The 25,953-nt window shown below is 56.4% G+C and carries 25 protein-coding genes; 15 read left to right on the top strand and 10 right to left on the bottom strand.

Going from position 1 to position 25,953, the window contains the following annotated elements; genetic code table 11:
• Position 1: 1 nt before the first annotated feature.
• From ACI7M0_RS14105 to ACI7M0_RS14070, 8 genes are all read left to right on the top strand, one after another.
• Positions 2 to 484, top strand: a complete 483-nt coding sequence (locus ACI7M0_RS14105) for a hypothetical protein (protein WP_129932797.1) — start codon at positions 2 to 4, stop codon at positions 482 to 484.
• A gap of 43 nt (positions 485 to 527) precedes the next feature.
• The gene (locus tag ACI7M0_RS14100) at positions 528 to 2,438 is read left to right on the top strand and encodes a hypothetical protein (protein WP_405314313.1); all 1,911 of its coding nucleotides are present in this window, start codon (positions 528 to 530) and stop codon (positions 2,436 to 2,438) included.
• A 10-nt stretch (positions 2,439 to 2,448) separates the two neighbouring features.
• On the top strand, positions 2,449 to 3,189 hold the full coding sequence (locus tag ACI7M0_RS14095; RefSeq protein ID WP_405314312.1) for a hypothetical protein: 741 nt from the start codon (positions 2,449 to 2,451) through the stop codon (positions 3,187 to 3,189).
• Positions 3,190 to 3,283: 94 nt separating this feature from the next.
• Positions 3,284 to 3,733, top strand: a complete 450-nt coding sequence (locus tag ACI7M0_RS14090; protein WP_129932452.1) for a structural protein P5 — start codon at positions 3,284 to 3,286, stop codon at positions 3,731 to 3,733.
• On the top strand, positions 3,730 to 4,236 hold the full coding sequence (locus ACI7M0_RS14085) for a DUF2514 domain-containing protein (RefSeq protein WP_129932451.1): 507 nt from the start codon (positions 3,730 to 3,732) through the stop codon (positions 4,234 to 4,236). Before ACI7M0_RS14090 ends, ACI7M0_RS14085 begins: the two co-directional genes overlap by 4 nt.
• Before the next feature lie 178 nt (positions 4,237 to 4,414).
• Positions 4,415 to 5,209 carry a DNA adenine methylase gene (locus ACI7M0_RS14080; protein WP_076402824.1) on the top strand — a complete coding sequence of 265 codons (795 nt, stop codon included), beginning with the start codon at positions 4,415 to 4,417 and terminating at the stop codon, positions 5,207 to 5,209.
• A 79-nt stretch (positions 5,210 to 5,288) separates the two neighbouring features.
• Positions 5,289 to 5,501 carry a hypothetical protein gene (locus ACI7M0_RS14075; RefSeq protein WP_076402825.1) on the top strand — a complete coding sequence of 71 codons (213 nt, stop codon included), beginning with the start codon at positions 5,289 to 5,291 and terminating at the stop codon, positions 5,499 to 5,501.
• A gap of 28 nt (positions 5,502 to 5,529) precedes the next feature.
• On the top strand, positions 5,530 to 5,736 hold the full coding sequence (locus ACI7M0_RS14070; RefSeq protein WP_076402826.1) for a hypothetical protein: 207 nt from the start codon (positions 5,530 to 5,532) through the stop codon (positions 5,734 to 5,736).
• Here the strand turns inward: ACI7M0_RS14070 and ACI7M0_RS14065 are convergent.
• Positions 5,699 to 6,418 (bottom strand): SOS response-associated peptidase family protein, encoded by a 720-nt coding sequence (locus ACI7M0_RS14065; protein ID WP_129932454.1) that lies wholly within the window; start codon positions 6,416 to 6,418, stop codon positions 5,699 to 5,701. The two genes, ACI7M0_RS14070 and ACI7M0_RS14065, sit on opposite strands and share 38 nt — an antisense overlap.
• Before the next feature lie 102 nt (positions 6,419 to 6,520).
• Here ACI7M0_RS14065 and ACI7M0_RS14060 point away from each other — a divergent pair, with 102 nt between their 5' ends.
• The 5 genes from ACI7M0_RS14060 to dsr1 all read left to right on the top strand — a co-directional run bounded on the left by ACI7M0_RS14060 (position 6,521) and on the right by dsr1 (position 14,150).
• On the top strand, positions 6,521 to 6,949 hold the full coding sequence (locus tag ACI7M0_RS14060; RefSeq protein WP_041166989.1) for a LexA family transcriptional regulator: 429 nt from the start codon (positions 6,521 to 6,523) through the stop codon (positions 6,947 to 6,949).
• Entirely contained in the window at positions 6,939 to 8,213 is a 1,275-nt protein-coding gene (locus ACI7M0_RS14055; RefSeq protein WP_129932450.1) for a Y-family DNA polymerase, read from the top strand. The genes ACI7M0_RS14060 and ACI7M0_RS14055 overlap by 11 nt, the downstream gene beginning before the upstream one ends.
• Complete coding sequence (locus ACI7M0_RS14050) at positions 8,207 to 8,416, top strand: hypothetical protein (RefSeq protein ID WP_129932449.1); 210 nt, start codon at positions 8,207 to 8,209, stop codon at positions 8,414 to 8,416. Before ACI7M0_RS14055 ends, ACI7M0_RS14050 begins: the two co-directional genes overlap by 7 nt.
• 209 nt (positions 8,417 to 8,625) lie before the next feature.
• A complete protein-coding gene (locus tag ACI7M0_RS14045; RefSeq protein ID WP_129932448.1) occupies positions 8,626 to 9,633 on the top strand; it encodes a hypothetical protein in 1,008 nt (335 codons plus the stop codon).
• Between the two features lie 737 nt (positions 9,634 to 10,370).
• Complete coding sequence (dsr1, locus tag ACI7M0_RS14040; RefSeq protein ID WP_129932447.1) at positions 10,371 to 14,150, top strand: anti-phage defense-associated sirtuin Dsr1; 3,780 nt, start codon at positions 10,371 to 10,373, stop codon at positions 14,148 to 14,150.
• A 547-nt stretch (positions 14,151 to 14,697) separates the two neighbouring features.
• On the opposite strand, the gene ACI7M0_RS14035 is transcribed toward dsr1, so the two are convergent.
• The 4 genes from ACI7M0_RS14035 to ACI7M0_RS14020 form a co-directional block, all read right to left on the bottom strand.
• On the bottom strand, positions 14,698 to 15,975 hold the full coding sequence (locus ACI7M0_RS14035; protein WP_129932446.1) for a hypothetical protein: 1,278 nt from the start codon (positions 15,973 to 15,975) through the stop codon (positions 14,698 to 14,700).
• Positions 15,976 to 16,754: 779 nt separating this feature from the next.
• The gene (locus ACI7M0_RS14030; protein WP_158682565.1) at positions 16,755 to 17,174 is read right to left on the bottom strand and encodes an integrase; all 420 of its coding nucleotides are present in this window, start codon (positions 17,172 to 17,174) and stop codon (positions 16,755 to 16,757) included.
• 176 nt (positions 17,175 to 17,350) lie between these two features.
• Entirely contained in the window at positions 17,351 to 17,824 is a 474-nt protein-coding gene (locus tag ACI7M0_RS14025; protein ID WP_129932445.1) for an OsmC family protein, read from the bottom strand.
• A 1,040-nt stretch (positions 17,825 to 18,864) separates the two neighbouring features.
• Positions 18,865 to 19,446 (bottom strand): MliC family protein, encoded by a 582-nt coding sequence (locus ACI7M0_RS14020; protein WP_129932444.1) that lies wholly within the window; start codon positions 19,444 to 19,446, stop codon positions 18,865 to 18,867.
• A gap of 267 nt (positions 19,447 to 19,713) precedes the next feature.
• Between ACI7M0_RS14020 and dapF the strand changes: the two genes are divergently transcribed.
• Positions 19,714 to 20,520 (top strand): diaminopimelate epimerase, encoded by an 807-nt coding sequence (gene dapF / locus ACI7M0_RS14015; RefSeq protein WP_129932443.1) that lies wholly within the window; start codon positions 19,714 to 19,716, stop codon positions 20,518 to 20,520.
• A gap of 360 nt (positions 20,521 to 20,880) precedes the next feature.
• Here the strand turns inward: dapF and ACI7M0_RS14010 are convergent, their stop codons facing one another.
• From ACI7M0_RS14010 to ACI7M0_RS14000, 3 genes are read right to left on the bottom strand one after another with little or no spacing between them, the layout of a single operon-like run.
• Entirely contained in the window at positions 20,881 to 21,189 is a 309-nt protein-coding gene (locus tag ACI7M0_RS14010; RefSeq protein ID WP_108191038.1) for a hypothetical protein, read from the bottom strand.
• A gap of 44 nt (positions 21,190 to 21,233) precedes the next feature.
• Positions 21,234 to 21,947, bottom strand: a complete 714-nt coding sequence (locus ACI7M0_RS14005; protein ID WP_129932442.1) for a YafY family protein — start codon at positions 21,945 to 21,947, stop codon at positions 21,234 to 21,236.
• Complete coding sequence (locus tag ACI7M0_RS14000) at positions 21,940 to 22,194, bottom strand: hypothetical protein (RefSeq protein WP_012052510.1); 255 nt, start codon at positions 22,192 to 22,194, stop codon at positions 21,940 to 21,942. Before ACI7M0_RS14000 ends, ACI7M0_RS14005 begins: the two co-directional genes overlap by 8 nt.
• Before the next feature lie 467 nt (positions 22,195 to 22,661).
• Between ACI7M0_RS14000 and ACI7M0_RS13995 the strand changes: the two genes are divergently transcribed.
• The gene (locus tag ACI7M0_RS13995; RefSeq protein WP_080634978.1) at positions 22,662 to 22,991 is read left to right on the top strand and encodes a hypothetical protein; all 330 of its coding nucleotides are present in this window, start codon (positions 22,662 to 22,664) and stop codon (positions 22,989 to 22,991) included.
• Positions 22,992 to 23,605: 614 nt separating this feature from the next.
• On the opposite strand, the gene ACI7M0_RS13990 is transcribed toward ACI7M0_RS13995, so the two are convergent.
• Together ACI7M0_RS13990 and ACI7M0_RS13985 are read right to left on the bottom strand one after the other, a co-directional pair.
• Positions 23,606 to 24,271, bottom strand: coding sequence for an SOS response-associated peptidase (locus tag ACI7M0_RS13990; protein ID WP_129932441.1), 666 nt, complete (start codon positions 24,269 to 24,271; stop codon positions 23,606 to 23,608).
• 119 nt (positions 24,272 to 24,390) lie between these two features.
• Positions 24,391 to 25,761, bottom strand: a complete 1,371-nt coding sequence (locus ACI7M0_RS13985; protein ID WP_129932440.1) for an HD domain-containing phosphohydrolase — start codon at positions 25,759 to 25,761, stop codon at positions 24,391 to 24,393.
• Positions 25,762 to 25,953 lie beyond the last annotated feature (192 nt).

Genomic DNA, 25,953 nt, shown 5'->3' with positions numbered 1-25,953 from the left:
GATGCTGACCTTTCCGGATGATCTCCCGCTGCCAGTGGGGGATGGGTACGGCTTCAAGCCCGTAAGCCCGATAGTCAGGACGACGATGTCGAGTGGTCGGGCCATGCAGCGGCGGCGGTTCGGCAGCGTTCCTACGCTGCTGCCTGTCAGCTGGTTGCTCTCAACTGCTGAGGCCAAGCTGTTTGAGGGATGGTGCAAGTGGGGGATCGGGTGGGCCGACTGGTTTCTCTGCCCGCTTCGAACGCCGCTGGGGCTGAAACCGCATCGCGCCAGGTTCACCGACATCTACGCCGGCCCCGAGTTTGTGAGCGATGACGTGTGGCGCTACACGGCCACGCTTGAGCTCTTCGAACTGCCAATCATTGACGAAGCCGAGTTCACCTCGCTGCTTGCCGGCATGCCAATCGCGGTAATGACGGCCCAGCTGCGAGACCTGCTGGAACGCTGGTACACCCGATCATGGCCCGGCGCCACGGCTACCTAATTCTCTGCCCACTTCGGTGGGCTTTTTTTCGCCTGGAGTAAACATGAGCGGAGCAGAAGATCTCGCGCGCTTGACACAAACGATCGACACGACAAATGAGTTGCTCTTGTCGGAAGAGATTAAGATGGTGGACGTTGGCGGCGGAACCCTGCGGCCGACCCACGCCAAGGTGTTGGCCGATCTTTCGACGCAGATGAGTGGAGCGCTCATCTACACCAGCACTGCGCTTGGTCTCGCTGGCACTGTGTCCGGAGGGTACTTTAGCGTGTTGGCTGCTGACGCCTCGGACTACCTGATCCTCTACCGAAACGAGGCCGGGGTCGCTGTAGAGAAAAAACGCTACCCATCATCGCAGGCGCTGTCCGAGGTACAGGACGTGATCCGGCAGATCGAGGCGGAAGAATCCGATGCCTTCAGCTTCGAGGATGAGTTCCGTTACATCCTGATGCGCTTGCTTCGTGACGGCACACTTGATCTGCTCGGCGGCCAGTTGAGGAACAATGGCGACGGCCTGGAAGTGAGCGACCCTAACGGCTTTATCGTCGCTCGTTTCGGCTCCCTGAGCAGCTTCGTGAACGGCCTGACTTTCCAGCCCACGGAAGAGGAAGGCATCGAGTTCTCTGACGAGAACCGCTTCATTGTCGGTCGGATTGCGCCCGGTACCGCCTACTTTGGGTTGCCGGCGCCTCAAGCCACGCTGACACCGATTGCTGAGGCACTGCTGGATCAACAGATCCGGACCGACTTCAAGCAGGTGCTGGGCTATGGGCAGTCGCTCGCTCGCGGGTATTTTGCAAAGCCTGCCATCTCGACCGTTCAGGAATATCAGAACGTCATGATGGCCAGCGGTGTGAAATCGAGACCTGGTGATCCTGGCTATACCCCTGACACCTTTGCTCCCTTGGTTGAATCGGACTTTGGTGATGAGGGCGAAACGCCTGTGTCAGCCCTGTGTAACGGCCTGGTCCGCCGTGCTGTAGCTGATGGTGAATCGGAGGCTGACTGGATCATGGTTGGGGCCGCCACCGGCCGCGGCGGCCGGTCGGTTGAGCAGTTGTCAGCCGCCCCCCTTGGTGAAGGCTATTACGAGAAAACCATCCAAACGGTTCGTGATGGCCTGGCCGCTGCAACGAAGCTGGGTAAGACCTACTCGGTGTGGGCGTACACCTGGGACCAAGGTGAAAGCAACTACACCACCACAGTCTCCACCAAGTCGGCGTACCAGTACGCTGAGTACATGATGGCGATCTTCGATGGGATGACCAGGGAAATCGTCGGCATAACCGGAAAGAAGTTCCGACCGTACCTCTTCACTTATCAGGTAGCGGCTCACAGAAAGTACGACCTGGACAACATGAGCATCGCACTGGCCCAGTGGCGCTTGAGCAGGAAACGGCCTGACGTGGTGCTTGCAGCGCCGGCTTACATCTTCCCGACTGTCGAGGACGTGCTGCACCTCACCAACGAGGCCTCCTGGCTACTTGGCGAGTATCGATCGCGCGCCATGTACGAAACGATGGTTCGCCGCTCTGGAAAGTGGCGGCCGTTGGAGCCTGTTAGTGTCGATTGGAAATTCCAGGCTATCGACATCAAGTTCCATGTTCCTCGTGGGGAGCTGGTCCTGGATAACGCTCTGGCCGCGTTGACGGCGAACTTCGGCTTCGACATTCGCGAGAACGGTAGCCTGGTCACCGATCTCATCAGCTCGGTCAGCGTTACGGCTTTCGATACTGTTCGCATCTCGCTTTCGCGCGCCGCCGCCCCGGACAGCACATTGAGCTACGGGCGAGGCCGACCTACCGATCCAAAGGCATCCGGCCCAGCCACCGGTGCCCGGGGCAACCTGCGGGACACGCACGGCCTGTACGACCAGGTTCAGTCCCCGCTTGGCAACACGTTCGCATTGCACAACGCCTGTGTGATGTTCGAGTTCAATCGTAGTACTGGGTTTTAAGGAGTTAACAATGGGTGTCCGATTGGTTGCAAAGGGCGTTGATGCCGAGAGTGTGGCAACTGAGTACGCCGCGCCTGTACGGCGAGGGCTTGAGGCCGTGCATTTCTTGAACTCCAGCCTGACCAAGGCTGCGCGGAATTTCGCCCCGGGCAAGGGGCAGAGCAAAGTGGTGGGGGCCCCAGTCCCTCAAGCGGCTTACTTGAGCTGCAAGGGCACGGTGAATCTCATCGAAACTGCCATGTCCGAGACCGAGTCCATGACGATGTTCGTCATCGCCAGGACCGCCGCAGACGGTTCGGTGGTGGCCGATCGCCCCATGTTCCTAGGTAACTATCAAGGCCAGGCCGGTGATGGCGGCGCCGCTTACGGTGTGAGCATTTACCTCTCGGCCTTGAACCGCATCACCGCAACTGCAGGTTATGGCTCGGACGCCGGAACCAACACCAACATCCTGGCTGGCGTGACCAAACCGGCGGTGGCGAACCTGTGGGGCCTGTACATGATCCAGGTTACCCCTACGGCTGTTGTCATGCGCGACTTCACCAACGGGCTGACCCAAACCACCTCGGCATCGCTGCCGCGACGGCTGGCGACTGGCAAGATCAGGATCGGTAGCGGTCAGACCAACCTTCTCGGCGCATGTGACGTTGCTGCGTTCCAAGGGCATAGCGTTGCCCTCACCGAGACGGAAATTCAGACCACCGTAGCTGACCTGCGGGCCTATGCCGCGAGACGCGGGATTACCGTCTAAGCCTGATCATTTCACACGACCGCCTTGAGCGGTTTTTTTGCGCCTGAATTCATGCAGCCCGCCATGCGCGGGCTTTCTTTCGTCTGGAGAAACCATGTCCACACCGCGCGGCGTTCGCAATAACAACCCGGGCAACATCGATTTCAACCCCCGCAACGCTTGGCAGGGCCAGCTTGGCTTGGAGGTGGGCGTGGCCAGCCCGCGCTTCGCCCGCTTTGACCAGGCCGAGAACGGCATCCGAGCCTTGGGCAAGCTGCTGCTCAACTATCGAGGCAAGGACGGCATGCCCGGCGTGGGCCGCCCTGGCATCGATACCCCACTCGAGTTCATCAGTCGCTGGGCGCCGGCCAGTGAGAACAACACCTTGGCCTATGCCCAGGCCATCGCGAAGCGCCTCGGCGTAGGCGTTCGCGATTCGATCGACATCTCCAAGCCGCAGGTGCTGCGTGAGGCTGTGGTGGGCATCATCGTCCACGAGAACGGCAGCAACCCCTACAAGGCCGAGGTGATCGACGAGGGCGTGCGGCGGGCCCTGGCTTCATGAGCCCGTGGGCCGGCGTTGCGGGAGGGCTGGTGCTGCTGGTCTCGCATTTGGCGGCCTACGAGCACGGTCGCTCAGTCGAGCTTGCCCAAGCGGGCCAGGCGTCTGCGACGCGCGACAGTGGCGAGCGTCTCGCGGAAGTAATCGGAGAGCGGAGCGCTCGACAGGAAGAACAACGCCGCGCCGACGTGCGCGAGGAGGTGAGAGCAGATGCCTTGGAAGAACGAACGATTGCTGATGCTGGCGCTGCTGACGCCGATGCTGCTGGCCAGCGGCTGCGCAGTGAAGCCTCCCATCTCGCTGCCGCCGTCAGTTGCCCCGGCACGGATACCGCCGCTATCGCCAGAGGCGAGACAGCCACCCGCGCCGCCATGGTGCTCTCCGACCTGCTCAGCCGGTCTGTCGAAACGAATCGAGAGCTGGCGCAGGCTTATGACCGAGCCAGGATCGCCGGTGAACAATGCGCCCGCGAGCATGACGCACTAGTCGCAAGCGAGCGTCAGTAAGCGCTCGCTAGTAATTCGAAGGCCTCATGCAAAGAGAGCGGCCACCGGGGATGCGTCAACATCCCTGCTGACCGCCGAACCCGCAGACCATACCTGCAAGCCCAGCCAAGGCTCCCGCTCTGTGCACAAAGCACGGCGAGCCTAGCACCTGTTCATCCATACAGTAAAGGTTTGCAAAGTGACTACCCCAATCATTCCTTGGATGGGCGGCAAGCGCCGCCTGGCCGACCGCTTGATCCCGCTTTTCCCCGCTCATGAATGCTATGTTGAGGTCTTCGCCGGTGGCGCTGCTCTCTACTTCATGCGGCCTCAACCCGCCCAGGTTGAGGTCTTGAATGATCTCAACGGCGATTTGGTCAACCTGTACCGGGTGGTGCAGAACCACCTGGAGGAATTTGTCCGGCAGTTCAAATGGGCGCTTTCATCCCGGCAGATTTTCGAGTGGCAGAAAATGGCGAGACCGGAGACGTTGACCGATATCCAGCGAGCGGCCCGATTCTTTTACCTGCAGCAGCACGCTTTTGGGGGGAAGGTTACGGGGCAAACGTTCGGAACTGCCACCACCGGGCCTGCCATCAACCTACTGCGCATTGAGGAGAATCTTTCCTCAGCCTGGCAACGGTTGGCCGGTACGTACGTCGAGAACCTGTCGTGGCTCGATTGCGCCCAGCGTTACGATCGAGATCACACTTTTTTCTACATGGATCCGCCTTACTGGCAAACCGCTGGCTACGGAGTCGACTTTCCGTTCCACCAATATGAGCGTATGGCGGAATTCATGCGCACTTGCAAAGGTAAGGTGATGGTGAGCATCAACGATCACCCAGATATTCGCCGTGCTTTCGATGGCTTCCACTTTGAGAGCGTTGATATTCGCTACACGACGACCAACCAGCGTCAGGGCAAAGCAGAGATTACCGGTGAGTTGATTATCATGAACTGGACGCCTGCGGAGTTGGGGCAACTGTTCTGAAACACCGAGATCTTTGTCCTCTGCAGCTGCTTGGTTCGTTTTACCCTATGCTTTCTCCATCAGCCGCTAGGAGTGACTTGTGGTCAAGCGTTCTTTCATCGGGATTGTTGAGGCCGGCGAGGCTCTGATTCAGCAGGCGATCGACGCCATGAGGGAGTTCCGGGCAGCTGAGGCCGCCAACGCGCCTGCTGAAGAAGTGGAGCGGCTACGCGTTCTCGCGGACTCCCTCTATCATGCAGTCATCGATTTTCAGCTGATCGAAGCCAAACAGCCGCCCGATACTATTCATTGAAAAGCGACTGCTGAATGAGGGCTCCGTAATGTCAAAAGCTCCTTTGTTACTGTTCCCAGATCATCCGATGTACACCGATGCAGTCGAAGCTATGAAGCGTTATCACCAAGCCCAAGCCGATGGCGCGTCACCCCTTGAAATTGAGCGACTACGACTGATCGCAGAAGCCCAATTCCAAGCGGTTACCGATTACCAGCTTAAAGTCCTAGGTCGCCCTGGCGACTCCCCTCACTAACAGGTTTTATGAGTGCTGGCCCCTGGTTGCGGACATTGCCCACTGCCTTACTTATCGGGAACCATCGGAAATCCTGAGAAGGGCGGCATTCATCTTTGACGATCGCCGCTGCTCGTTCGGGTGAGGTGGCGGGGGCCAGCCATTCCCGTGCGAGTTCGGGTGTCAGTACTAAAGGTTTTCGATCGTGGATGTCGATAAGCCCCTGGTCCGCAGCTGCAGTGATGATCACGAATCCATCGCGCTCATCCAGCTCGAAGCTATGGTGCACCTCAGCAAGCGCAGCGAAGTAGAGCGGCCCTCCATCGGCGCTTGTGATGTAGTACGGCTGTTTCCGTTTCGGGTCTACTGGGTCGGGTATCCATTCGAACCAGCCGTTAGCAGGAGCTAAAGCCCTGCCACCTGGCCACAGCCCCTTAAAGAATTTTCCCGTCACCACAGTCTCTGCCCGAGCATTGATCGGATCAGGACGTTTCCCCTTCGCCCAAAACGGCGACCATCCCCACTTGACCCGATCCACGCTCAATCCATCCCCCACTTGGCGAATGATTTCTACGCGAGTGGACGGCGCTACGTTGTATCGGTTGATCGGCGCATGGTCGTAGCCGTTGATGACCACTAGGTCCAACGATAGCTGGCGCAGATAGTGATCCATCGACTCGTAGATCGAGTACCGTCCGCACATCTTCCACCTCTTGCCCGTCAGAAATTTCACCGCCCAGGATTGACCGGGCACCCGATGCCAGATTTACTGTATATGCATACAGTTTGCATTGGACCTTCCGTCATGACCATCACATTCTTGGGTACGCCTACCGGTGGTACCGAACCGCTACCGCTGTACTCATTCCACGTCCCGGCCGGGTTCCCTTCGCCTGCAGCGGACCACTTGGAGGGCCATATTTCCCTGGATGAGCTATTCGACCTCCGCGCGCCGCATGTGTATCTAGTGAAAGTTGAAGGCGACAGCATGCAAGGCGCAGGCATCTACTCGGGTGACCTCGTTATCGTAGACCGAGGCCGCGAGGCTGAGCACGGCGACATCGTGATTGCTGCCGTTAACAGCGAGCCTGTGTGCAAGCGTTTGCACCGACGCGATGGCGTGGTGATCCTCAAGTCGGAGAATCCGGCGTATCCGCCGCGGTACATCATGGAGGGCGATGATCTCGTCGTATGGGGCGTTGTGCGTTACAGCGTTCGCGACCATGCGCAGTGATCACGTTTTCGCACTCATTGATTGCAACTCGTTTTACGCGAGCTGCGAGCGCGTATTCCGGCCCGACCTGGCCAAGACGCCGATCGTTGTGCTGAGTAACAACGATGGGTGCGTGATTGCCAGGTCATACGACGCCAAGCCATTCGTGAAGATGGGCGAGCCGTACTTCCAGGCGAAGGACAAGCTACGTCGGCACGGCATCATGGCCTTTAGCAGTAATTACGCGCTTTACGGCGACATGAGCGAGCGTGTCATGTCGTTGATCGAGTCGATGGTGCCTGCCACCGAGATCTACAGCATCGACGAGTGCTTCGCTGATCTGTCCGGTATACAGGAAAACTTGACCCAGTTCGGGCGAAAGCTGAGGTCCAGGATCTTCCAGTGCACTGGCATACCAGTAGGGGTTGGGATCGCCGGCACGAAGACCCTGGCCAAGCTGGCCAATCACACGGCCAAGCGCCTGCAGGCCCAGACCGGCGGCGTGGTCGACATCACAGATCCGTTCAAGCGAGATTGGGTGCTGCGCAATACCGAGGTGAAAGAGGTGTGGGGAGTTGGCCGGCGGATGACTGCCCACCTTGAAGCGATGGGCATTCACACGGCGATGGATCTGGCCAAGGCGGATGCCTGGACGTTGCGTCAGAAATTTAGTGTCGTGGTGGAGAAGACCGCTCGGGAACTGGCGGGTACGCCGTGCCTAGACCTGGATGAGGCCGAGCCGCCGAAACAGGAGATCTGCTGCAGCCGGATGTTCGGCAAGCGGCTGACTGAGCTCGCGCCGATCAAGCAGGCAGTGGCTACCTACGTTGGTCGCGCAGCGGAAAAGCTTCGGGCCCAGGGATCGGTTTGCAAGCGCATGCGCGTCAGCATCCGCACCGGGATGTTCAACCCTGACGAGGCGCACCACGCCCAAGGGACATTGGTAGAACTGCCATACCCCACCTGCGACACGCTGCTGATGACCAGGCTGGCGACCGACGCGGTTGGCCGGATCTTCAGGCCAGGGTTTCGATACAGTAAGGCAGAGGTGCTGTTGATGGATCTGCGGCAACCAGGTGAATTCTCAGAAGATTTGTTCGCGCTCAAACAATCGGTGGCGTGTGACCGGCTGATGCAGATGATGGATGGCATCAACGAGCGCTGGGGGAGGGGGACAGTGCGGGCCGCCAGCGTGCCGGCGACACCGGACTGGGGTATGAGGAGGGAGATGATGAGCCAATCCTATACGACGCGGATCGACCAATTGTGGACGGTCAAATGTTAAGCCTGCCGTCCGCCTGGCTGGCCGAGCTGAATGACCAGCCTGCCTTGTTGACCGATCCCGATGGCAGGGCCGCGGTGCTCGTTGAGCTAGCGTTTTCCGCGCACCGACGCAGCGACGTTGACGAAGACCAGCTGGCAGACATGCTGGAGTTCACCGAGGCAGCTAGGCTGTGGGCGCTGATCGAGCATGAGGAGGTCGGTTGAGCCGCCTTGTGCAAACAACGGCTATTGAGTGAAAGCACATGGTAGCCGTGACAGCTCTCGTCGCTGCGCTTCGCAGTGGGGTAGTTACGACCAGAAGCTGTCGCTGGCCTAAATTCTACTAAGGGGCATTACTTTAAGCATACAGCTATGCAGGATGGTAAAAAACGAGGCTTAATTCTAGCCACTTTGAACAACGTAAGGCGTAATTCATGGAATATCTGTCAAGGATCTGCTTTAACTCTCAAGGATGGCGACGTCCCACTGGTGAGGCGCGGTCGCTTGAGCTTGCTAGCCCGCCCTCTTTCTCACGCATGTTCGGTTACGGTCACGAAGAGTGGTTGTTCCGGTTTGACTGGCAAATTGATGGCTGGCAGTATGGTTTCTTGCAGGGTGTCAATAACAGTCGCTCGACGGTTGCGGGCATGGAAGAAGCGGTTGACGTCACACTTTATACATGTGAGCCCGGATCTCAAAGAAGGTATGTCGCAAAGATTCTGGATGTTGAATGCCTCAGTTATGCACAATCCGAAGCAATCCATGCTCAGTTTGTTGCTAATGGCTGGCTAGCCGAGATGCAGGCCGATATTCTGGCTGTGGGGGGGGATGTCTCCACATTAGGCGACTCGAGTTGGGTCAACGGAATGATTAACATACGTTTCCGCCAGGAGAATGTGCGGTGGTATCCGGCGGGCACCTATGCCGAAGAGGATGAGTACGTAAGGACCCTTCGACGCTACCAGTTCAATGAGATCAAAAGCCATGCCCAGGCTCCTTATGTTGATCGAGCCCTTCTGGGCCGGAATGGTCGTCCTGATGCTCCGAATCAAAAACCATTTTATCGCAGCGGCTCTGCTGGAAAAATTTGTACACCGGAGCACGGTCTCATTCAAGCAAAATTGCTAGACGAGTTGAGGACCGAATATCCAGATGCGGATATCGATTGCGAAAAAGACTTTGTAGACATCACTGTCGAAACACCGGGCGAGCGAATTCTTTTTGAAATCAAGTCCGATCTTGTGCCGCGTACCGTACTTCGGTTGGCGCTGGGGCAACTGCTAGAGTACGGTTTTTACTATTCATCGCATGATACGGACTTCAAACGGGTAACCTTGATTGCTGTTGGGCGCAAAGATCTGTCGCTGGAGGATGAAACGTATCTGAAATGCTTACAGCAGAAGTTTAATCTACCGCTTAAGTATCGCGCCGTACCCATCTGAGAGAGAAATTCAGAACCCAAAATGCTCGCCGCACTCGGCGGGCATTTCATTTGAAATAAGGTTCAAAGCCTTTTTACTAAGCGTACGCCACGGTCCCGTTACTAGCGTGGTGTACACGTTGTGAATCTATGTTGCTTCTGCATGCGTACTCAATGGCTGGTTCTGGCCGAAATCTGGCGTTTGCGACCGTCAGATGTGTTTCCGGTCTATGTGAAAACGCAAAAGGCTCCTGATAGTGCGTATTCCTATGTGAAATCTGAAAAGAATTGACTATCAGCCCACTCAGAATGTGTGGTAACACGCGTATCTAGGTTATCTTTTAACCAGTCGAATCGGTCCGGCAGTTTCACACTGCTTGGATTCCAGGCAGTCCTTTCTGATGGCTGCTACCGGTCATTTACAGACGTCGGCGGTTGATAGGGTTTCCGAAAGTTTTTCGGGGGAGGCAGTAAACAGCTGGCAATAGTGCGCGGACTGACACCGTCTAGGTCATTTTTTGTTAACCTACTAGGTTAGTTTTTATGCTGATTGGGAAGTGGTCAGTGAGCGCCAATGCAAAGTGGACTTCATGCACATTTAGATGAAGGCGCAGTTCCTGTAGCATTGACCTCAGCACCAAATGCCATCGACCTTTCTGGCGATGTCGTCCCCTTAAGGTCCCGCTCTCCGGCATCACTGAAGCTAGCCCCCCGCTGATACCAGTTGCCAGGGTGCAGAAGATTTCCGAGGTCAGTTGAATGCCGCAATTCGTTCAAAATGGTCCTTACATTCCCGAACGCTTGCTGCAGGCGCACGAGGAAGGGCGAGTAGTGTTTTTCTGTGGGGCAGGTATCTCCTACCCCGCGAGATTGCCAGGATTTAGTGGCTTGGTGGATGAGTTGTATCGGCGCCTAGAGCCGAATGCGAGTGGGGTACAGAAACTAGCAATCAAGTCTAAGCAATACGACACCGCGGTGGGGCTGCTTGAGGCTGAAGTCGGACGCGAGAGAGTTCGGCGGACTATGGCGAGCATTCTCACTCCAGACCTGCGTGCGCCCAAGGCAACAGCAACCCACAAGGCTCTGCTGAACCTGGCAAGGACTCGCGATGGACGCACGCGGTTGATCACTACCAACTTCGACCGTCTGTTCGAAGAGGTGATCCCTACGGCAACCTTTCCGGTCCATCCCTTTAAAGCACCGCTGCTTCCGGTGCCGAAAAATCGTTGGGATGGATTGGTCTATTTGCACGGCCTACTGAGCGAAGCCCCCACCGTGAGTGAGCTGGATCGCCTGGTAATTTCCAGCGGCGACTTTGGCCTGGCGTACCTCACTGAGCGATGGGCCGCACGATTCGTCAGCGAACTGTTCCGCAATTACACCGTCTGTTTCGTCGGATACAGCATCACCGATCCAGTTCTCCGCTACATGATGGATGCACTCGCTGCCGATCGCCTGCTCGGCGAATCTTCTCCTGAGATGTTTGCGTTCGGCAGTTACTCTCGAGGCGAGGAGAAGGATCGCGCCAACGACTGGAAGGCCAAGAACGTCACACCGATTCTCTACAAGGAACACCACCGACATTCTTACCTGCACAAGACCCTACAGGCCTGGGCCGAGACCTACCGCGATGGGGTGCGCGGGAAGGAACGCATCGTCGTTGAAAGCGCGATTGCTCGTCCTCTGGCAAGCACCAAGGAAGACGATTTTGTTGGTCGAATGCTTTGGGCGTTGAGTGACCGTCACGGGCTGCCTGCCCAGCGCTTTGCTGATCTGGATCCGGTGCCGTCGCTGGATTGGCTAACGCCATTGAGTGAAGCTCGCTTCGGTCATATCGATCTGGCCAGGTATGGTGTCCCTCCGAATACTCGCTTGGATGAAAAGCTTGCCTTCAGCTTGATGCGCAGGCCCTTGCCTTACCAGCTGGCCCCTTTCATGTGCGTAGTAGAAAGCGACGGTGTTACCGGGCGTTGGGATGGGGTAATGAGGCATTTGGCGCGATGGCTGAGTCGCCACCTGAATGACCCCGCATTGATACTCTGGCTCATCAATGGAGGCGGCCGGTTACACGCTAGTTTCGCCTCGTGGATCGAGCACAGCTTAGAACGGCTGGCCACACTTGAGCGCGAAGGGAAAGCCGATGAGCTGGCTCAGATACGAGCTGGTGCTCCTAATGCCGTACCTGGGCCATTGATGTGTACGCTATGGCGGCTGCTGCTGGGGGGCCGAGTCAAAGTCGGTCCGCGGGCACTCGATTTATACCGTTGGCGAAACCGAGTCCATCGCGATGGCCTTACATCGTCCCTGCGTCTGGAGTTCAGGGAGCTAATGTCGCCGCTTGTTTCGTTGCGTGCGCCGTACGGTTCCTCCGCCGAGGTTAGTGAGGGTCAGGAGCCACAACGACTGAGGGATTTGGTAGAATGGGAGGTCGTCCTGATGGCGGATGACGTCCATTCCAAGTTGAAGGATTTCGCTGGTGACGATCTCTGGCAAGGAGCACTTCCTGGCCTGCTAACCGACTTCACTGGCTTGTTGCGAGACGCACTCGACCTGATGAGGGAACTGGGGGGCGCTGATGAGAGGCGTGACAACTCCTACCTGCAACAGCCATCAATCGATGTGCACCCACAGAACAACGACTACACCGACTGGACAGCGCTAATTGACCTGGCGAGAGATGCCTGGTTGGCCACGGCTGCGGTTTCCCCTGAGCGCGCAGCCCTCGAGGCGGAGCTCTGGTGGACCATCCAATATCCTCTTTTCAAACGCCTGGCTTTTTTTGCTGCAACGAAAGGTGATGTCATAGGCAGTCGTCGTGCTCTTGACTGGCTATGTTCGGAGGACCATTGGTGGCTTTGGTCGCTGGAGACTGAGCGCGAATCCACACGCTTGCTCGTTGCTCTGGCGGAGAAGGGCGATCCTGAGATCGTCCAGGAGCTTGAACGAGCCATTCTTGCCGGCCCGCCTCGCACGATGTTTGAAGGCGAGGACGATCCTGAGCGGCTGGCTCGTGTCCTGGATAGGGAGGTCTGGCAACGGCTGGCTAAGGTGGTTGGCGCCGGCGCCAAGTTGAGCCCGGTTGCGCAGACGCGCCTGGATGCGTTAAGCCGGCAATACCCGCAGTGGACTTTGCCGCAAGATCAAAGCGATGAGTTCCCTTACTGGAGTGGAAGTGACGATGACTGGCGAAAATTTAATGCCACACCACGTCGACGCGGTGAACTGATCCAATGGTTAAAGCAGCATCCAGACGCCGATTACTTTCAGCAAGATGACTGGAGGGAGCGCTGCCGCGACAACTTTGCAACCACGGCCTGCGCACTGTGGGCTCTGGCGCAAGAGAATTTTTGGCCGGCCAGTCGCTGGCGCGAGGCGCTGCAGGCATGGTCAGAGGGCAAGCTGCTCTCACGTGCCTGGCGTCGCATGGCGCCGGTATTGGTTGATGCACCCAAAGCTGAATTTGAGCCTCTGACTCACGGTGTTAGCTCCTGGCTGCAAACCATCGCAAAAACCTTTGTTGGTCATGAGGGGGAATTTTTCACCCTTGCGCGTCGCGTCCTGGAACTGCACATCCGCGACAGCGATGACACGGACGACCCCGTAGGGCGAGCCATCAATCACCCTGTGGGGCAAATCACTGAGGCGCTGCTCCAGTGGTGGTACCGGCATTCATTGGAGGATGGGCAAGGGTTGCCTGTCGAGCTTAAACCAACCTTTACGGAACTCTGCGATGGCAGTATTGATAGATATCGGCACGGGCGTGTCTTGCTCGCGGCCCATGTAATTGCATTGTTTCGGGTTGACCGCGACTGGGCCACGGAGCACTTGCTGCCTCACTTTGATTGGCAGCTCTCTGAGCATGAAGCTCGCGCGGCTTGGGAGGGTTTTTTGTGGTCGCCCCGCCTATATCGCCCACTGATGGAAGCGCTGAAAGGCCCATTTCTGGAGTCCGCTCGTCACTATGAAACATTGGACAAGCATCGTGTGCAATACGCCTCGCTTTTGACCTTTGCTGCGCTGGATCCGGGCGATACATTTACGTCCTCCGAGCTTGCAAGGGCCGTCCGCGCACTCCCTCCTGAAGGATTGCGGTACGCCGCAAATGCCTTGGTTAATGCTCTGGAAGGAGCGGGCGATCAACGTGCGGATTACTGGAGGAACCGGGTGACCCCCTTTATCAATAACCTCTGGCCAAAAGGCCACGACGTTATGACGCCGGTGATTGCCGAGGCCCTGTCCCGCTTGTGTGTAGCAGCTGGCGGAGCATTCTCTGAGGCTATAGTGATGCTTCGTGCGTGGCTACAACCACTGGGGCATCCAGGCACCGCAGTGCGGATGCTTCATAAAGCGGATCTTTGCAGGACTTTCCCTGAACATGCCTTGGATTTTCTGAGCCTGGTGATTGGCGAGCAAACCCAGTGGCCACCCGCAGAGCTTTCCGAGTGTCTGGAAGCTATCCGAACCACTGCGCCAGCGTTGGAGGAGGATCCACGCCACGAGCAGTTACTGACTTATCTACGTTTGCATGGGCGCGTTTGACAATCAATAGCGGTCACTCGTGAGTGGCTGCTTTTGGCCGATTACTGTCCTCCGTGAAGGGCCGCTGTGAGTCGATAGCGGCTGTGCGAGTTGGGGGTAAGTAACGACCCAGGACGGATCATGGTTGGCATAACGCTTTGACGGGGGCTGAAGCTGTCTAAAACTGCTCGAAAGCTTCTGGGTTTTACTGCGCCAAAATCGCTGAAACTGGCAGAGCTGTTTTAGGCAGGGCTGAAGCACAGGCCGCTGACGGCGCAGCCAGATGCTCGATTCTTACGCTACTGCTGCAGTACTGGAAGCTGTATGATGCGCGGCCAATTGCCAATACAAGGAGTGCCGCTTGAACCCTTTCACGTTTGGATACCCTTGCCTTCGTCTCCGCGGCAGCATTCGGTTTCTACAATACGATTGCTGACCTCAATACTAAAGCCGTGTCGTGTATCCGGCTTCAGGGTGCGGAGCAGGATAATTGCTCGAAGGATGCTGCACTGAAGGCCCAGGTCTTGTCCACGGTCGTGCGTGCTGTCACCGAGCTCGCGACAAGTGCTCAAATTTCAATATTTAAATCGTGGTCAAGGAGTAGCTGAGCTACTGCCTCCCTTCCGCCGTCAATTGATTCCAACTGTCGCAGGACGCTAGGAAGCTCATTGCTGTTCCTTAGCTGGTCATTGCTCGAGGCAATTCTAATAATCTCATTGGCTTGTTTGTAGGAGGGGGAGCATTCTTGCATGACATGTCTGAGGTAGCGACCGTAAGTGTTTGCTTGATTGAAGTTACTTGCGCTTGCATATATAGTGATAAGTCGGTCGATTAGCACTGGGGGAATGGCAAACCAATCTGCCTTGCTTAATTCATCAAACGGAGCAGCTTTGATCCGGGTGTTGGCTGCTTCGATTAATTCTATGGGGAGCTTGTCTACTATATAGAACCAATCCAGGTCGGAGAATAGCTTTGATGGCGCATTCTTTATAAAAGTTAAGATTCTCATTTTCTCCGGGTTTGGCATGGCATTCCATAGTCCAAGCTTGGCAAGTCGAGCAATGCTAATTACACCTTGGCAAAGTTCGTCTTCTGCGCGCACGTTCTCGATAATTTTATTAGCGGTTGTAGGGAAAAATTGGTCCCAAAGATTAGGGTGCATGACTTTGATAGCTGTCAGTGCGAGTACACATTTGCTGAATTTTGCATGGTCTGTCCAACCGAAAGTGGTTTTTAGAAGGACTACCAATAGGTTGTTGTAAAGAGCGCCTCTGGGTCGCTTTAAAGGGCCCGATCCGAACAAAGTTACTACATCCTCAAGGTTGCTGGGGAAGAATTTTGAGTCTATATCGCTGAGAACACGATCTAGTGCGGCTTTACCTTGGGAGGCAGGCTTAGAAAGTATCGATTTAACGGAGTTTACTATGTGTAGTCTCGCTAGCTCGGCCGATGCGAAGAATACCTCGTTGTCAGTAACGTGAGAGGGGTGTGCACATCTGTTGCGGTCCTCTACCAATCTGGAAATGTCTAAGTATTCGATATGTGAAATGAGCTCGAATTTGTCTTTCGCCATTAAGGGTAGCTCTTTTTCAAAGGCTAGAGCACCTGGTAGATTATGAGCTTTTTGTATGGCTTCGAATCGCGCAATTTCATTCTGGGCTTGCTTGTCGCCAGTTGCTGAGAGCTCTCTTATTTTGTCAACCAAGTCAAAAGCTACTGCAATCCAACAAGCTACGACTGATGATCGATAAGCGCCCGCCTTATAGCATTTAACTGCTTCCTCTATATATTGGCGAGATCTAGGATCTTCGCAGCTTAGGATTAACTCGTCCAGATCGTTCAGCATCGTCGTCCTTACTGGCTTTAACTAATTGCAGAAATAAAGCGGTCATAAATTGTGGTATGCTGCTTCACGTCTGAGTTGCAAATAATCATGAAGATTAGTCTGGATGATCGTTGATGGCAAGGTGCCCATGGAAGGCAGACATTTGAGTGCATTGTGAGCAGTCGCCGAGGATGGCAGGTCTGCCGTTCGTCTGGCGGCCTAGTCGATCAAACCAACCATTCGCCTTGGCCGTACCGCTGTGCTGAGAGAGATGGATTATTCGGGTTGCCGTCGGGATGTTGAAGTCCACGGCGGGAGTTGGCAGACAGGCTGGAGGTGGAATATTCAGTCAGGTTATGGAGGAGCTCTGAGGGCGAAGCTGAGAGCAACGCCCAGTTCAGGTTAGCAATCAAGGCCGGCAAAACGCCGGGGCGGGTGGAAAACGGTTCTAAAACTGAAAAAGCGAACCTTGTAGAATTCCGGTTGTAGACAAGCAAATCCAGTTTCGTTTTGGAACTGATTTTTCGACACACGCCCCATGAAACGGCAATTCTTAGATCGGATTGCAAATCCGTTGATTTCGCTCGCTGTCGGTGAGCGTTATGCGTGATCGGTATGGAAGGTCCTAGATCAGCGCCGGACCAATTCGCGAACCAACCGGTGCGTTTTGGTGGGGGATAGAGGGGAGTTTCAGCCAGTAAAACCTACTCATCTCCACCCGCTAAACCCCATCGCATAGCGCATGGTGATGTTAGCGGTAGAAATCAAGTGCTTGTCCTGCGGGGGTTCCAGAGGTGTATTTAGGCCCTGTCGTCAGTCTTGGGCCAATTTTGGGCCAATTCGACTCGGGGCGGCAGCTTCTCCAGCTCCCTCCAGTCCGAGGAGGAGCTGATCCATTTCGCGTAGGTAGAGAGCAACATCTCGACGCTGTGGCCAAGCTGGCTCGCGATGAACGCGGGGTTCATCCCAGGCATCAGGCATAGGGTGGCGTAGGTGTGGCGGGTGTCGTACTGACGGCGTTCACGGATGTTCAGCGCCTTCAGCGCCGATTTGAAGGGGCGGATTGTAACACTTGGCTCGTTGATCCACAGCCCACCTTTGCTAGGTTGGAACACGAAGGGGCTAGTCGGGTGGGCCGACTTGGACGCCATGCGACGAAGGGTAGCCATTCGCTGGGCCTGGTTGATGGCGTTCAATGCGCGCTCGTTTAACAGGACCACCCGATGATGCTTGGTTTTCGTCTGGTCAGGTTTTCGCTTTGGATTGATCGCGGTCGGTCGTGATTATCAGCTTTCGACCCTTATCGGCCTCTCGTGAAAGAGTGCCTCGCCCCTTCTATTGATAGCGTCGATTAGAAGCCATTGTTAAACAACGGAAGCAGTTGTATTCAAAACAACTAGTCTTGATGCTTGATAACAGCACTGCATCTGATAGGGAAGTTGACTGAGTTGGCAATAAAACATTCGTGGTGAGCATCGTCGTGCAGGCGTCTTGCAAGATCCAGATTTGACTGGCTGCTGATAATGACCTGAGGCCTTAACTCAGCGTCTTTGAAATGGCCCTTGCGCTGGCCATCCCCTTCAAGCATCCGGCCCACCGGGTAGTCGACATATTCCAAGACGTTCACGTTGTTGACTGCGCACAGATGAAGATACCAAAGCTTGTGGCAGGCCGAGATCGAGGCCAGCAACATGTCTTCAGGGTTCCAGCGTTCAGGGTTCCCGCGAAAGGCGGGGTCGGCAGAGCCAAGGATAGGTGCCTTGCGTGGAGCCTCCACGTTGAAGTCTCTTTGGTATGCCGTGTAACTGGCAGTGCCTTCACCCGTGTTACCTATCCAATTTACGGTGACAGCGTAATGGTGTTCTTTCATGGTCACTCCTGTGTCGAAAGACGGCCGGAAAATCTTGCCCATCGCTTGGGTGCGGTTATCTTGCTCTCGATTGAGGGCTTTCCACCAGCATCTATTGTTTGCAGCGACGCATGAGCAATCCGAGCACATGCAATGATCCGAACTGCTAATAGTCCTGATTGCTGATTTCCTCGTGCTCTCTGTCGTGTCCTTGGCTTGAGGGTATCGAAACCCTATCTCAGGCTTGGGGCCTCAACACGCACAGTGGTGCTTCAGCTCAACGGAGCCTTCGCCGCCGCCTCGATCGCGTCGAGGTCCAACTCAATTGTTTCGGGCATGACGATTCCTTGGCCGTTCTTGCGACCGGCCTGTGCTTTAATGGGCGATTGTTGAAATGGATTTTTCTAGCGAGGGATAACGCTTATGTTTGCTGTCGGAATTGCGCTTCTTGCCGTTGGATTAGGCACTTCAAATCCTGGGCTCTGGATACCGGGCGCCGCGCTCATGGCTGCCTGCGTCGTGAAACGAGCACGCAGCTGACCCCTTGGCCGCCATATCGCGGCAGTGAATAGAGGGGGAAGGGGGACAAGGGCTACATCAGAAAGAGTACGGATTTGCCCTCAGATCAGAAGGACCTGCGCTGCGGTGCCGTCGTCCGGCTTTTGCCAGGACGTGCGCCCACCTGTATCTCGAAGAAGTAGACCAGACGGTGCTCATGGGTGATGCAGGGGGTGCGTAGACACACGTCAATTAGGCGGTTGAGGTTGCCAAGGATGGTGAGGTCGGCACTCTGCCAGTGGCAGCTTGGACAAGGGCTCCCTCCGGGTCAATGTGCACCCAGCGGCCAGGTCATTCGATTATGATCTGGAATTGACCGCTACAGGGTACCTTGGATCGGGCTATCTATATCGGGGTCGAATGCAGCCAGTCCCAGAATGGCTGCAATCGACTCAAAGCGGTCGGTCACGGTCTATCTTTTAAGACTTGAGTCAGATTGATCGAGGCCTTGATGCCGATAGCTACCCCTGGAGAATTTCTGCAATGGGTCATAGCGGCGGCTTTCAACGCGCTGTGCAGTGCATTTCCGGCCCCTGATAGCCCCACACCACGATGGCCTCGCCATCGTGCTCCCATAAACTCTCATTTTGTCCCTGGTAGCGCGCGCCGCTTGCGGTCTGTTCTAGGTACATCAGCGAACTGCGGTCACCGAACTCGACGATAGCCGTGGGCGGCTCGGTGCGGAAGAAGCGGGCAACCACTTCCTTGGCCGGGTTGCCGTCACACTGGTAGAACACCGGGCCGGTGGCCTCGACCAGCCGGTAGCGCGCCTGCAGTTCGGCGATGCGCAGGCGGTAGCTGTCGGCGATGCAGGCGGGCTGGTCCGCGCTTTTCCAGCAATCGTTGCGGCCTTTGATCCAGCCCCGTTGCTCGGTCTTGAGCACCGGCGGATGTTCATTGGCGGCCTTCTGCTGCGCGGCTGTGTAGACCTCGGCCATTTTCCGGTCCATTGCCGAGAGCCGCTCGCTCTGGCAGATCTGTTGTTCGATGCTGCCGGCCTCGACCTGAGTGCAGTTGAAGGCGGGTCCCGCAGCTTGGGTGTGCGACAGAGGCAGGGTGAGCAGCAGGGGAAGCCAGTGCTTCATGGGAACCACCATTAGCGATTCAGAATACTGGGCTCAGTCTAGCTCTGCGCTGACTGACGTGGAGGGTGGGCTAGCTTTTCGGCGGCTAATGACTGCTGTTGGCCGATTGCGGTCATTGCTAGCAAGTCACTGACATCTCTTATTTCACCATCGCTCTAACCTGGTCTGGAATCCTCAACCGGGCCCCGCTAGCGCCTCAGCGGTCGTGTGCTATGTTTCTAACTCCATTCATTATTCCCCGCCCCGAGCGCCTTGGTCTCATAACTCATGCAGTTCGTAAAATATCACGCGGCTGGCAACGACTATCTCGTCTACCACGACAAAACGCCATTCGATTGCTCTATGCTGGCCATCTCGGTGATATGCGACCGGCATAGAGGGTTAGGCAGTGACGGCATCCTGGTTCCTGTCATCGAGCCAGGCAAGATGCTCTCAGTGCAGATTTTCAATACCGATGGCTCCGAGGCGGAAAAGAGTGGCAATGGATTGCGAATCCTATGTCGCTACCTTTGGGATCAGGGCATCGTTTCGCACGAGCCCTTCGAGTTGTTAACCAAAGGCGGTAAGGTTCGTTGCCAGGTACTTGACGACGGCCGACGCATTTCCATTGCCATGGGTATGGCGACATTCCCCGAAAACGAACGACACTCAATGGAAGTCGATGGCATGCGCCTGCACCTGAACCTTGTGTCGATGGGCAACCCCCATTGCGTGGTGTTTGTCGATCAGGCGACTGAGGCACTTGCACGCAAGCTTGGGCCAACCATTGAGCAATTGTCGCTCTTCCCAAACAGAACCAACGTGCAATTCGTGAACGTTGTCGATCGCCGAAACCTGATGGTGCAGATCTGGGAGCGTGGCGTGGGCTACACCCTATCTTCAGGCACCAGCAGCTGTGCCGCTGCGGCAGTCTCACGACGACTTGGGTTCGTTGACGATCATGTGACAGTGCACATGCCTGGCGGTGAGATCACCATCGAACTTGATGAGGACAACCACGTACTCATGAAGGGCCCGGTGTGCAAAATTGGGAGGTACTGGTTGGATCCGGAGTGTCTGGCACAGATCGGTTGAATACGCGGCACCTCTGTATTCGCCGTTATCGCGTGGACTGATCAAGCGTAGGTAAGTGTAACTAAGATCGAGAGTGCCGGATGAAGAGCAGGCAACAAACGAGGTTCTCTGATCAGGGAGATAAGAGACCATGAGGCGTTCAACCTTGGATCATCTGGTCATTGTTTCACCGACCCTTCCGTTAGGGGCGCAATTTGTTGAGCGTCAGCTTGGAGCGAAACGGCTTTGCCAGATAACGTCAGTTTGCAGCCCGGAACCTAGCAATAGGTGATCTGAGAACACTTACACTGGAGGTGACGACACCGATGCCTGACAGCAAAGGCATCGGTGTCTCTTGCCAGCTCTGGCTGGGCGTCGGGGTCAACTCATCTCTGGAGCGAGGTGACTCATGAACGTCAGGCTTTCAATAGCGTACATATACTCAGAGAATCTCGGATCTCCATCGTTGAACGCCTTTGCCACTTTCTGTGCGTTCTCAAGACTGTCCCACATTGCTAAGTCCGCGAAGATTCGGTCGTCGCTCATCGGGCAGTAGGCACGGTACTCAATCAAACCGGGAAAGGTCTTTAACGTTTCACGAAGCCCTGCGCGGAGCACAGGCACTTGCGCAACGCATTCCTGTTTGACCTTGAAAATGGCTAGTTCGAGTACATGAGATGAACGCTGCATAGGGATGACCTGCTGTGTGTTAGGAAGTCCCAATTATCAATAGCTCATACTGACAGCGTAGTGTCAGTAGCAGTGATCGCTTTCCACTGGCTTGCCTGGTGCTTCATATACGCTTGGAGATCAAGGGCAGGATTGTTGGGTGATGGTTGTTGAGCAATAGCGATGGAGGCTATGCGATCGACCCGAAAATCGCGGTAAGCCGCCCTGGTACTACACCAGCTTCCAACCGTCCACTTTCCTCCCCAGTAGAAAAGGCCAAGGGGGGAAATGAGGCGTTGCGAAACTGCACCATCCAAGCTGGTATAAGTTATCGTCAGCGCCTGTGCATTTTCGATAGCATTTCGAAGGGTTGCGAGATGGCCACGCGTCGAGGAAGGAGTGGTTCCAAGTGCCCTGATTTTTGCCGTGCTGGGGTCAATCTGGTGATGGGCTATGGACGCTGAGATTTTGCTCAACAACATCCTTGCAGCAGCACTTAGATCGTTATCGGCGGAAGCTGAAAGCATTTCCATCCCGAGCATCAATGCATCCAGTTCGAGCCTGTTCAACGTTAATGGCGGCATCTCGAAGTCGGCATCCAAGGCATACCCCACGCCGGCGGTACCATAGATTGGGATTCCACTGAAGGAAAGATCGTCGATGTATCGATAGATTGAGCGAACGGAAACGCCAATTCGGCTAGCCAGTCGTTCAGCAGAGATTGGCTGATGGACACGAATCAGATTTACCAATTGAAATAAGCGATCAGCTTTACGCACTAGGTGTGCCCAACTGAGAGTCCTTTGCAAGCTCGATGGCCGCGTTAATGGCGGCCCGAGCTTGGGGGCTATTCTTCCAGCAACTCGATCCCACTGCTGCCGATGCCTGAGCCAGGATGTCACAAGCATTCGCTTTGCTGAGCACAGCCAGCGAGTCAATGCCCATCTGCTCAAGGCGAGCGATAACGGCCGGCCCTACGCCCTTTAGGGCCAACAAGGCATTATGTTCCGTCAGTGGAAATGGCATCCGTAAACTCCTGTTATCGGCCAATGAAACAACCGGAGTTTGCCCGACGGGACAGGGCATCTCAATAGATGGACTCCATCGCCCTCAGCGTAAGCATCAGGACGGTGCGCGCGTCAGGTTTGGGCCAAATTTGGGCCACAGCCCACCTTTGCTCGGTTGAAGCACAAAGGGTCCGACCGGGTATGCGGTTTTGGACGCCATACGCCGGAGCGTGGCCATCCGCTAGGCCAGGTTGTCCATCCGCCGGTAGTTCATGGCGCTCGCCTGGCGGAACACCGTAGCCACTTTCCTTGAGCAACCGTGCGTTGACCGCGCGGCGATTGAAGGGGGGCTGGTGGTGCGATCACGGCTGTTAGATGAAAAAAACAGATGTAAAAAAATGTAACATACACCTTCAGCAGTGGATTCATTGGAACAGCTGTGTATTCTGTCTCTCCAGTCAAGAATATGAGTTCTAGGTCCGTTCCATGCGTAATCGCGGCAAAATCTATTGGGAATGGGCCAATTCTGCGTTGCATTCCCGCAACTACGATGAGCGCCTTCCCTGCGGCACTTTAATCAACATCCAAGCCCGACTCTCACTTGAAAACGTCACTCAACTTTTCCTGGGTATCTACGGGAAAAAAGGCGTGCTCTTGCTCGAAGAGGTACACCCTGACTGCCGTGGACAGAAACTGTCCGCGGCGATGGCCTGGGCGCTCGAGCGTGCTCACGACTGGGTCGCCAAGGCGTTTCCTGCGCCCAAAGCACCAGGGCCTGAACCACTCCCGCGCAGAGGCTCGCGTCTTCACGGATAACGATGCAGGGAAAACGGAACGCTCGTCAGATCGCTTGAGTCGTATCTCCATCAAAAGCGCATTGAGGCGCCCAGTTGGAGAAAGTGATGAGCCTTTAGTCCACCAGTCATGACCTTTACGTGCATTCCTACCTTGGTTACCAGGCATCGATTTACGTGCTGTGGGAGTCGAGCGTCGAATTTCCCACGGGGATGTTGGTCGAGGTAGGGAAGCCGGGCGCAACGGCGCGAACCCTGCGTGTGAGACGACCATTTTCCTCTTCGACAGAAGCCATTCTCGAAGGGAAGGTTATGGCTGAACAGTACGTGGAAAGTCAGAAAAGCGGAGCCTGTGCTGCCAGGTGAGTTCGCCGAGGTCTGATCGGACCCACCGCAACCACGGGCAGGTCGACCGCCTGCGAATCTGTGCAACTGTTGATAACGGTATTCCCTGTTCATCGAGTCGAGCCATTTCAACAGTAACCGCTTGCGCAAGTGCCGTTGTGGACGGTGGTGTTACCAATTGTCGTGCTGCGCGGGTTCCAAGTCGACCCGGTCCCCGAGTCGAAACCCTGCACATCAGTGGTCGATGATGTTGCGCTACCGGTACTTGGGCCGGTATGGCCTACTACCGCTTCACTGAAGCGGCTCTATCAGCTCAGCGCCTTGGTTGCGCACATTGCCAATGGCTGTGCTCACTCGATACCACTCGAAGGCCTCGGCTGGCTCGCCCAGGTTGAGCGCCATCTGCTCGGCTTGTTCGCCCGGCGTCGCGGGTTGCATCCACTCACACGCAAGGTCTGGGGCCAAAACCACTGGCCTGCGGTCGTGCACATCTACCATTCCGCCCTGGGCATCGGCCGTAATGATGACGAACCCGTCATGCTCGCTGCCAGCGAACTGGCCGATGCTGGCGCAAAGGGAAGGGCGCCCGTCCCGGCGTCGGATGTAGTACGGCTGTTTCTTCGGTCCGCCTTCATCGACCCATTCATACCAGCCGTCGATCGGCGTTATGCCTCGGTGCGGCCAGATCGCCCGGAAGAAGGGGCCGTGTGCCACCTTTTCGACCCTGGCGTTGATCGGCGCGGCACGGTCGGTCGCCCAATGCGGTCGCCAGCCCCATCTCACCAGGTCCGCCCGCGGGCCTGCTTCATCCACTCGCAAGAGTGCCACCGGCGTGGTCGGCGCGACGTTGTACCGGCCAAGTGGCTGGTCGCCGACGTTGTTCCGCCAGGCCTCTGGCAGGCTCAGGGTTTCGACAAAGTCGTGTATGCCTCGGTACTGACTCAACCTTCCACACATGCGCGGCCCTCCTGCCAGAGCAAGCATAGCGCTTGGGCGTATCGCCGGTGTGGAGGGGCGACGGCGTGCCGTACGCGCAGTCCTGGCGGTGCAGGGCTGAATGAACGCCCCACCGCCATTCAGCACGGCGCCAAGTCTGATCTTCCAGGCGTTATAGGGTCGTTCGAGGGAACCCGAACGAAAATGCAGTACTTACCACCCTCCATCGATTCAAAGGCCACCAGCTTTTCCACCAGCGCGGCGCTCAAAACCTTGCCGGCGTTAAGCAGCAACATGCCGTTGTCGGCGTTCAGGTTGCGCGCAAGCACCATTCCCGGCGCCAGGTCACGGGTGGTACACACCTGGACTTCAGGGTCCACCAGGGTGAGATCGCTGTGGAACGAGGCGCAAACCTGGACGAAGTCCTCAAGGAGTGCTGGGTCATACAACCGGCCGGCGTACTTGCGCAGGTAGAGCAAGGCCTCGTCACTGTTCATCTGCCGTTCAAGAATCAAACCCCGTTGCAGCTCAACGAAGTCCACGGCCAGCTTGAGCAAGCGAGCGCCGAACGGGATAGCTTCACCCTTGAGCCGGTCGGGGAAACCGCTGCCGTCCCAGTGCTCCTGGTGATGCAGGATCAGGCGCGCGGCATCTTTCATGGGCTCAAGGGTCATCAGCAGCGCTTCACTTTGGCGTGGGTAGTCGCGATAGCGGTCGCGGTCGCTGTGCATCAACTGGTCCGAAGGGGCAACGATCATGCTATCCGGCCAACTCAATTTGCCTATGTTGTACAGCGCCGCAGCCATGGCCAGATCGCGGCTGATCGCCTCGTCCAAGGCGTGGGCCCGACAGTAGCAACGCACCAGTTCGATGATCTGCCGATTGGTCTGCTTGGCTGGAGGCAGACGCAGATTAGCCAACATCGAGAACACTTCAGTCCCGGTCACATAGCTGTGTTTCAGTTCTTCGTAGGCCAGATCGAGCATGTCAGCGGTCTGCTGCAGCTCCGCGGTACGGGCTGCAACGCGTTTCTCCAGGTCGTTATTGAGCAGTCTCAACTGGGCGTTCTGCCGACGTGCCAGCAGCTCCAGGCGTTGGCGCTCGCGTTCGGAATGCTGGTGCTCCAGGGCCTGGCGCAAGGTCAGTAGCAATTCGTCGTCGTTCCAGGGCTTGCTGATGTAACGGTGGATCTGACCGTCATTGACGGCCTTGATGATTGCGCTCGGGTCGGCATAGCCGGTCAGCAAGATCCTGACGGTCGATGGGTGATGCTGATTGATCTGCGCCAACAAGGTGGCGCCGTCCATACCAGGCATGCGCGCATCGCTCATCACCAGGTCTACCGGGCCCTCGTCCATCTGCGCCAGTGCCTGTTCGCCGCTGGTCGCCAGCTTCACGTCATAGGGTTGGCCACGCAATAGCCGACGCAGACTGCTAAGGATCGACTCCTCGTCGTCCACTAGCAACACGGTCGGCCGATAGGGTGGGTTCGGGTTCGGTTGCACTTCCATGGCAGGCCTCACGCGGTCGATCTATGGAGCACTCGAGCTCAACGAGTGCTTAGGTCAAAGGCTAGATCATTTTTCCGCGACAGGTGTCGGAGCAAGACGTGGCGGGTGGCAGGCAAATTGTCTGGAAGGCATCTAACCTGACGGCATGGCACCACCCTTCTGTATATCCGTAAGCCCAGGGAAAAGGATTCT

The organism is Pseudomonas sp. 10(2024), from assembly GCF_045164175.1.
GTDB lineage: Bacteria > Pseudomonadota > Gammaproteobacteria > Pseudomonadales > Pseudomonadaceae > Aquipseudomonas > Aquipseudomonas alloputida.
This window is presented reverse-complemented; position numbering and strand designations above follow the sequence as displayed.

Coding starts and splice junctions, on each gene's coding strand:
- ACI7M0_RS14025 (WP_129932445.1), bottom strand. CDS start 17,824: ATGAAAGAACACCATTACGCTGTCACCGTAAATTGGATAGGTAACACG.
- ACI7M0_RS13985 (WP_129932440.1), bottom strand. CDS start 25,761: ATGGAAGTGCAACCGAACCCGAACCCACCCTATCGGCCGACCGTGTTG.
- dapF (WP_129932443.1), top strand. CDS start 19,714: ATGCAGTTCGTAAAATATCACGCGGCTGGCAACGACTATCTCGTCTAC.
- ACI7M0_RS14010 (WP_108191038.1), bottom strand. CDS start 21,189: ATGCAGCGTTCATCTCATGTACTCGAACTAGCCATTTTCAAGGTCAAA.
- ACI7M0_RS13995 (WP_080634978.1), top strand. CDS start 22,662: ATGCGTAATCGCGGCAAAATCTATTGGGAATGGGCCAATTCTGCGTTG.
- ACI7M0_RS14045 (WP_129932448.1), top strand. CDS start 8,626: ATGGAATATCTGTCAAGGATCTGCTTTAACTCTCAAGGATGGCGACGT.
- ACI7M0_RS14090 (WP_129932452.1), top strand. CDS start 3,284: ATGTCCACACCGCGCGGCGTTCGCAATAACAACCCGGGCAACATCGAT.
- ACI7M0_RS13990 (WP_129932441.1), bottom strand. CDS start 24,271: ATGTGTGGAAGGTTGAGTCAGTACCGAGGCATACACGACTTTGTCGAA.
- ACI7M0_RS14065 (WP_129932454.1), bottom strand. CDS start 6,418: ATGTGCGGACGGTACTCGATCTACGAGTCGATGGATCACTATCTGCGC.
- ACI7M0_RS14060 (WP_041166989.1), top strand. CDS start 6,521: ATGACCATCACATTCTTGGGTACGCCTACCGGTGGTACCGAACCGCTA.
- ACI7M0_RS14020 (WP_129932444.1), bottom strand. CDS start 19,446: ATGAAGCACTGGCTTCCCCTGCTGCTCACCCTGCCTCTGTCGCACACC.
- ACI7M0_RS14100 (WP_405314313.1), top strand. CDS start 528: ATGAGCGGAGCAGAAGATCTCGCGCGCTTGACACAAACGATCGACACG.
- ACI7M0_RS14095 (WP_405314312.1), top strand. CDS start 2,449: ATGGGTGTCCGATTGGTTGCAAAGGGCGTTGATGCCGAGAGTGTGGCA.
- ACI7M0_RS14035 (WP_129932446.1), bottom strand. CDS start 15,975: ATGCTGAACGATCTGGACGAGTTAATCCTAAGCTGCGAAGATCCTAGA.
- ACI7M0_RS14000 (WP_012052510.1), bottom strand. CDS start 22,194: ATGCCATTTCCACTGACGGAACATAATGCCTTGTTGGCCCTAAAGGGC.
- ACI7M0_RS14070 (WP_076402826.1), top strand. CDS start 5,530: ATGTCAAAAGCTCCTTTGTTACTGTTCCCAGATCATCCGATGTACACC.
- ACI7M0_RS14055 (WP_129932450.1), top strand. CDS start 6,939: ATGCGCAGTGATCACGTTTTCGCACTCATTGATTGCAACTCGTTTTAC.
- ACI7M0_RS14105 (WP_129932797.1), top strand. CDS start 2: ATGCTGACCTTTCCGGATGATCTCCCGCTGCCAGTGGGGGATGGGTAC.
- ACI7M0_RS14085 (WP_129932451.1), top strand. CDS start 3,730: ATGAGCCCGTGGGCCGGCGTTGCGGGAGGGCTGGTGCTGCTGGTCTCG.
- dsr1 (WP_129932447.1), top strand. CDS start 10,371: ATGCCGCAATTCGTTCAAAATGGTCCTTACATTCCCGAACGCTTGCTG.
- ACI7M0_RS14050 (WP_129932449.1), top strand. CDS start 8,207: ATGTTAAGCCTGCCGTCCGCCTGGCTGGCCGAGCTGAATGACCAGCCT.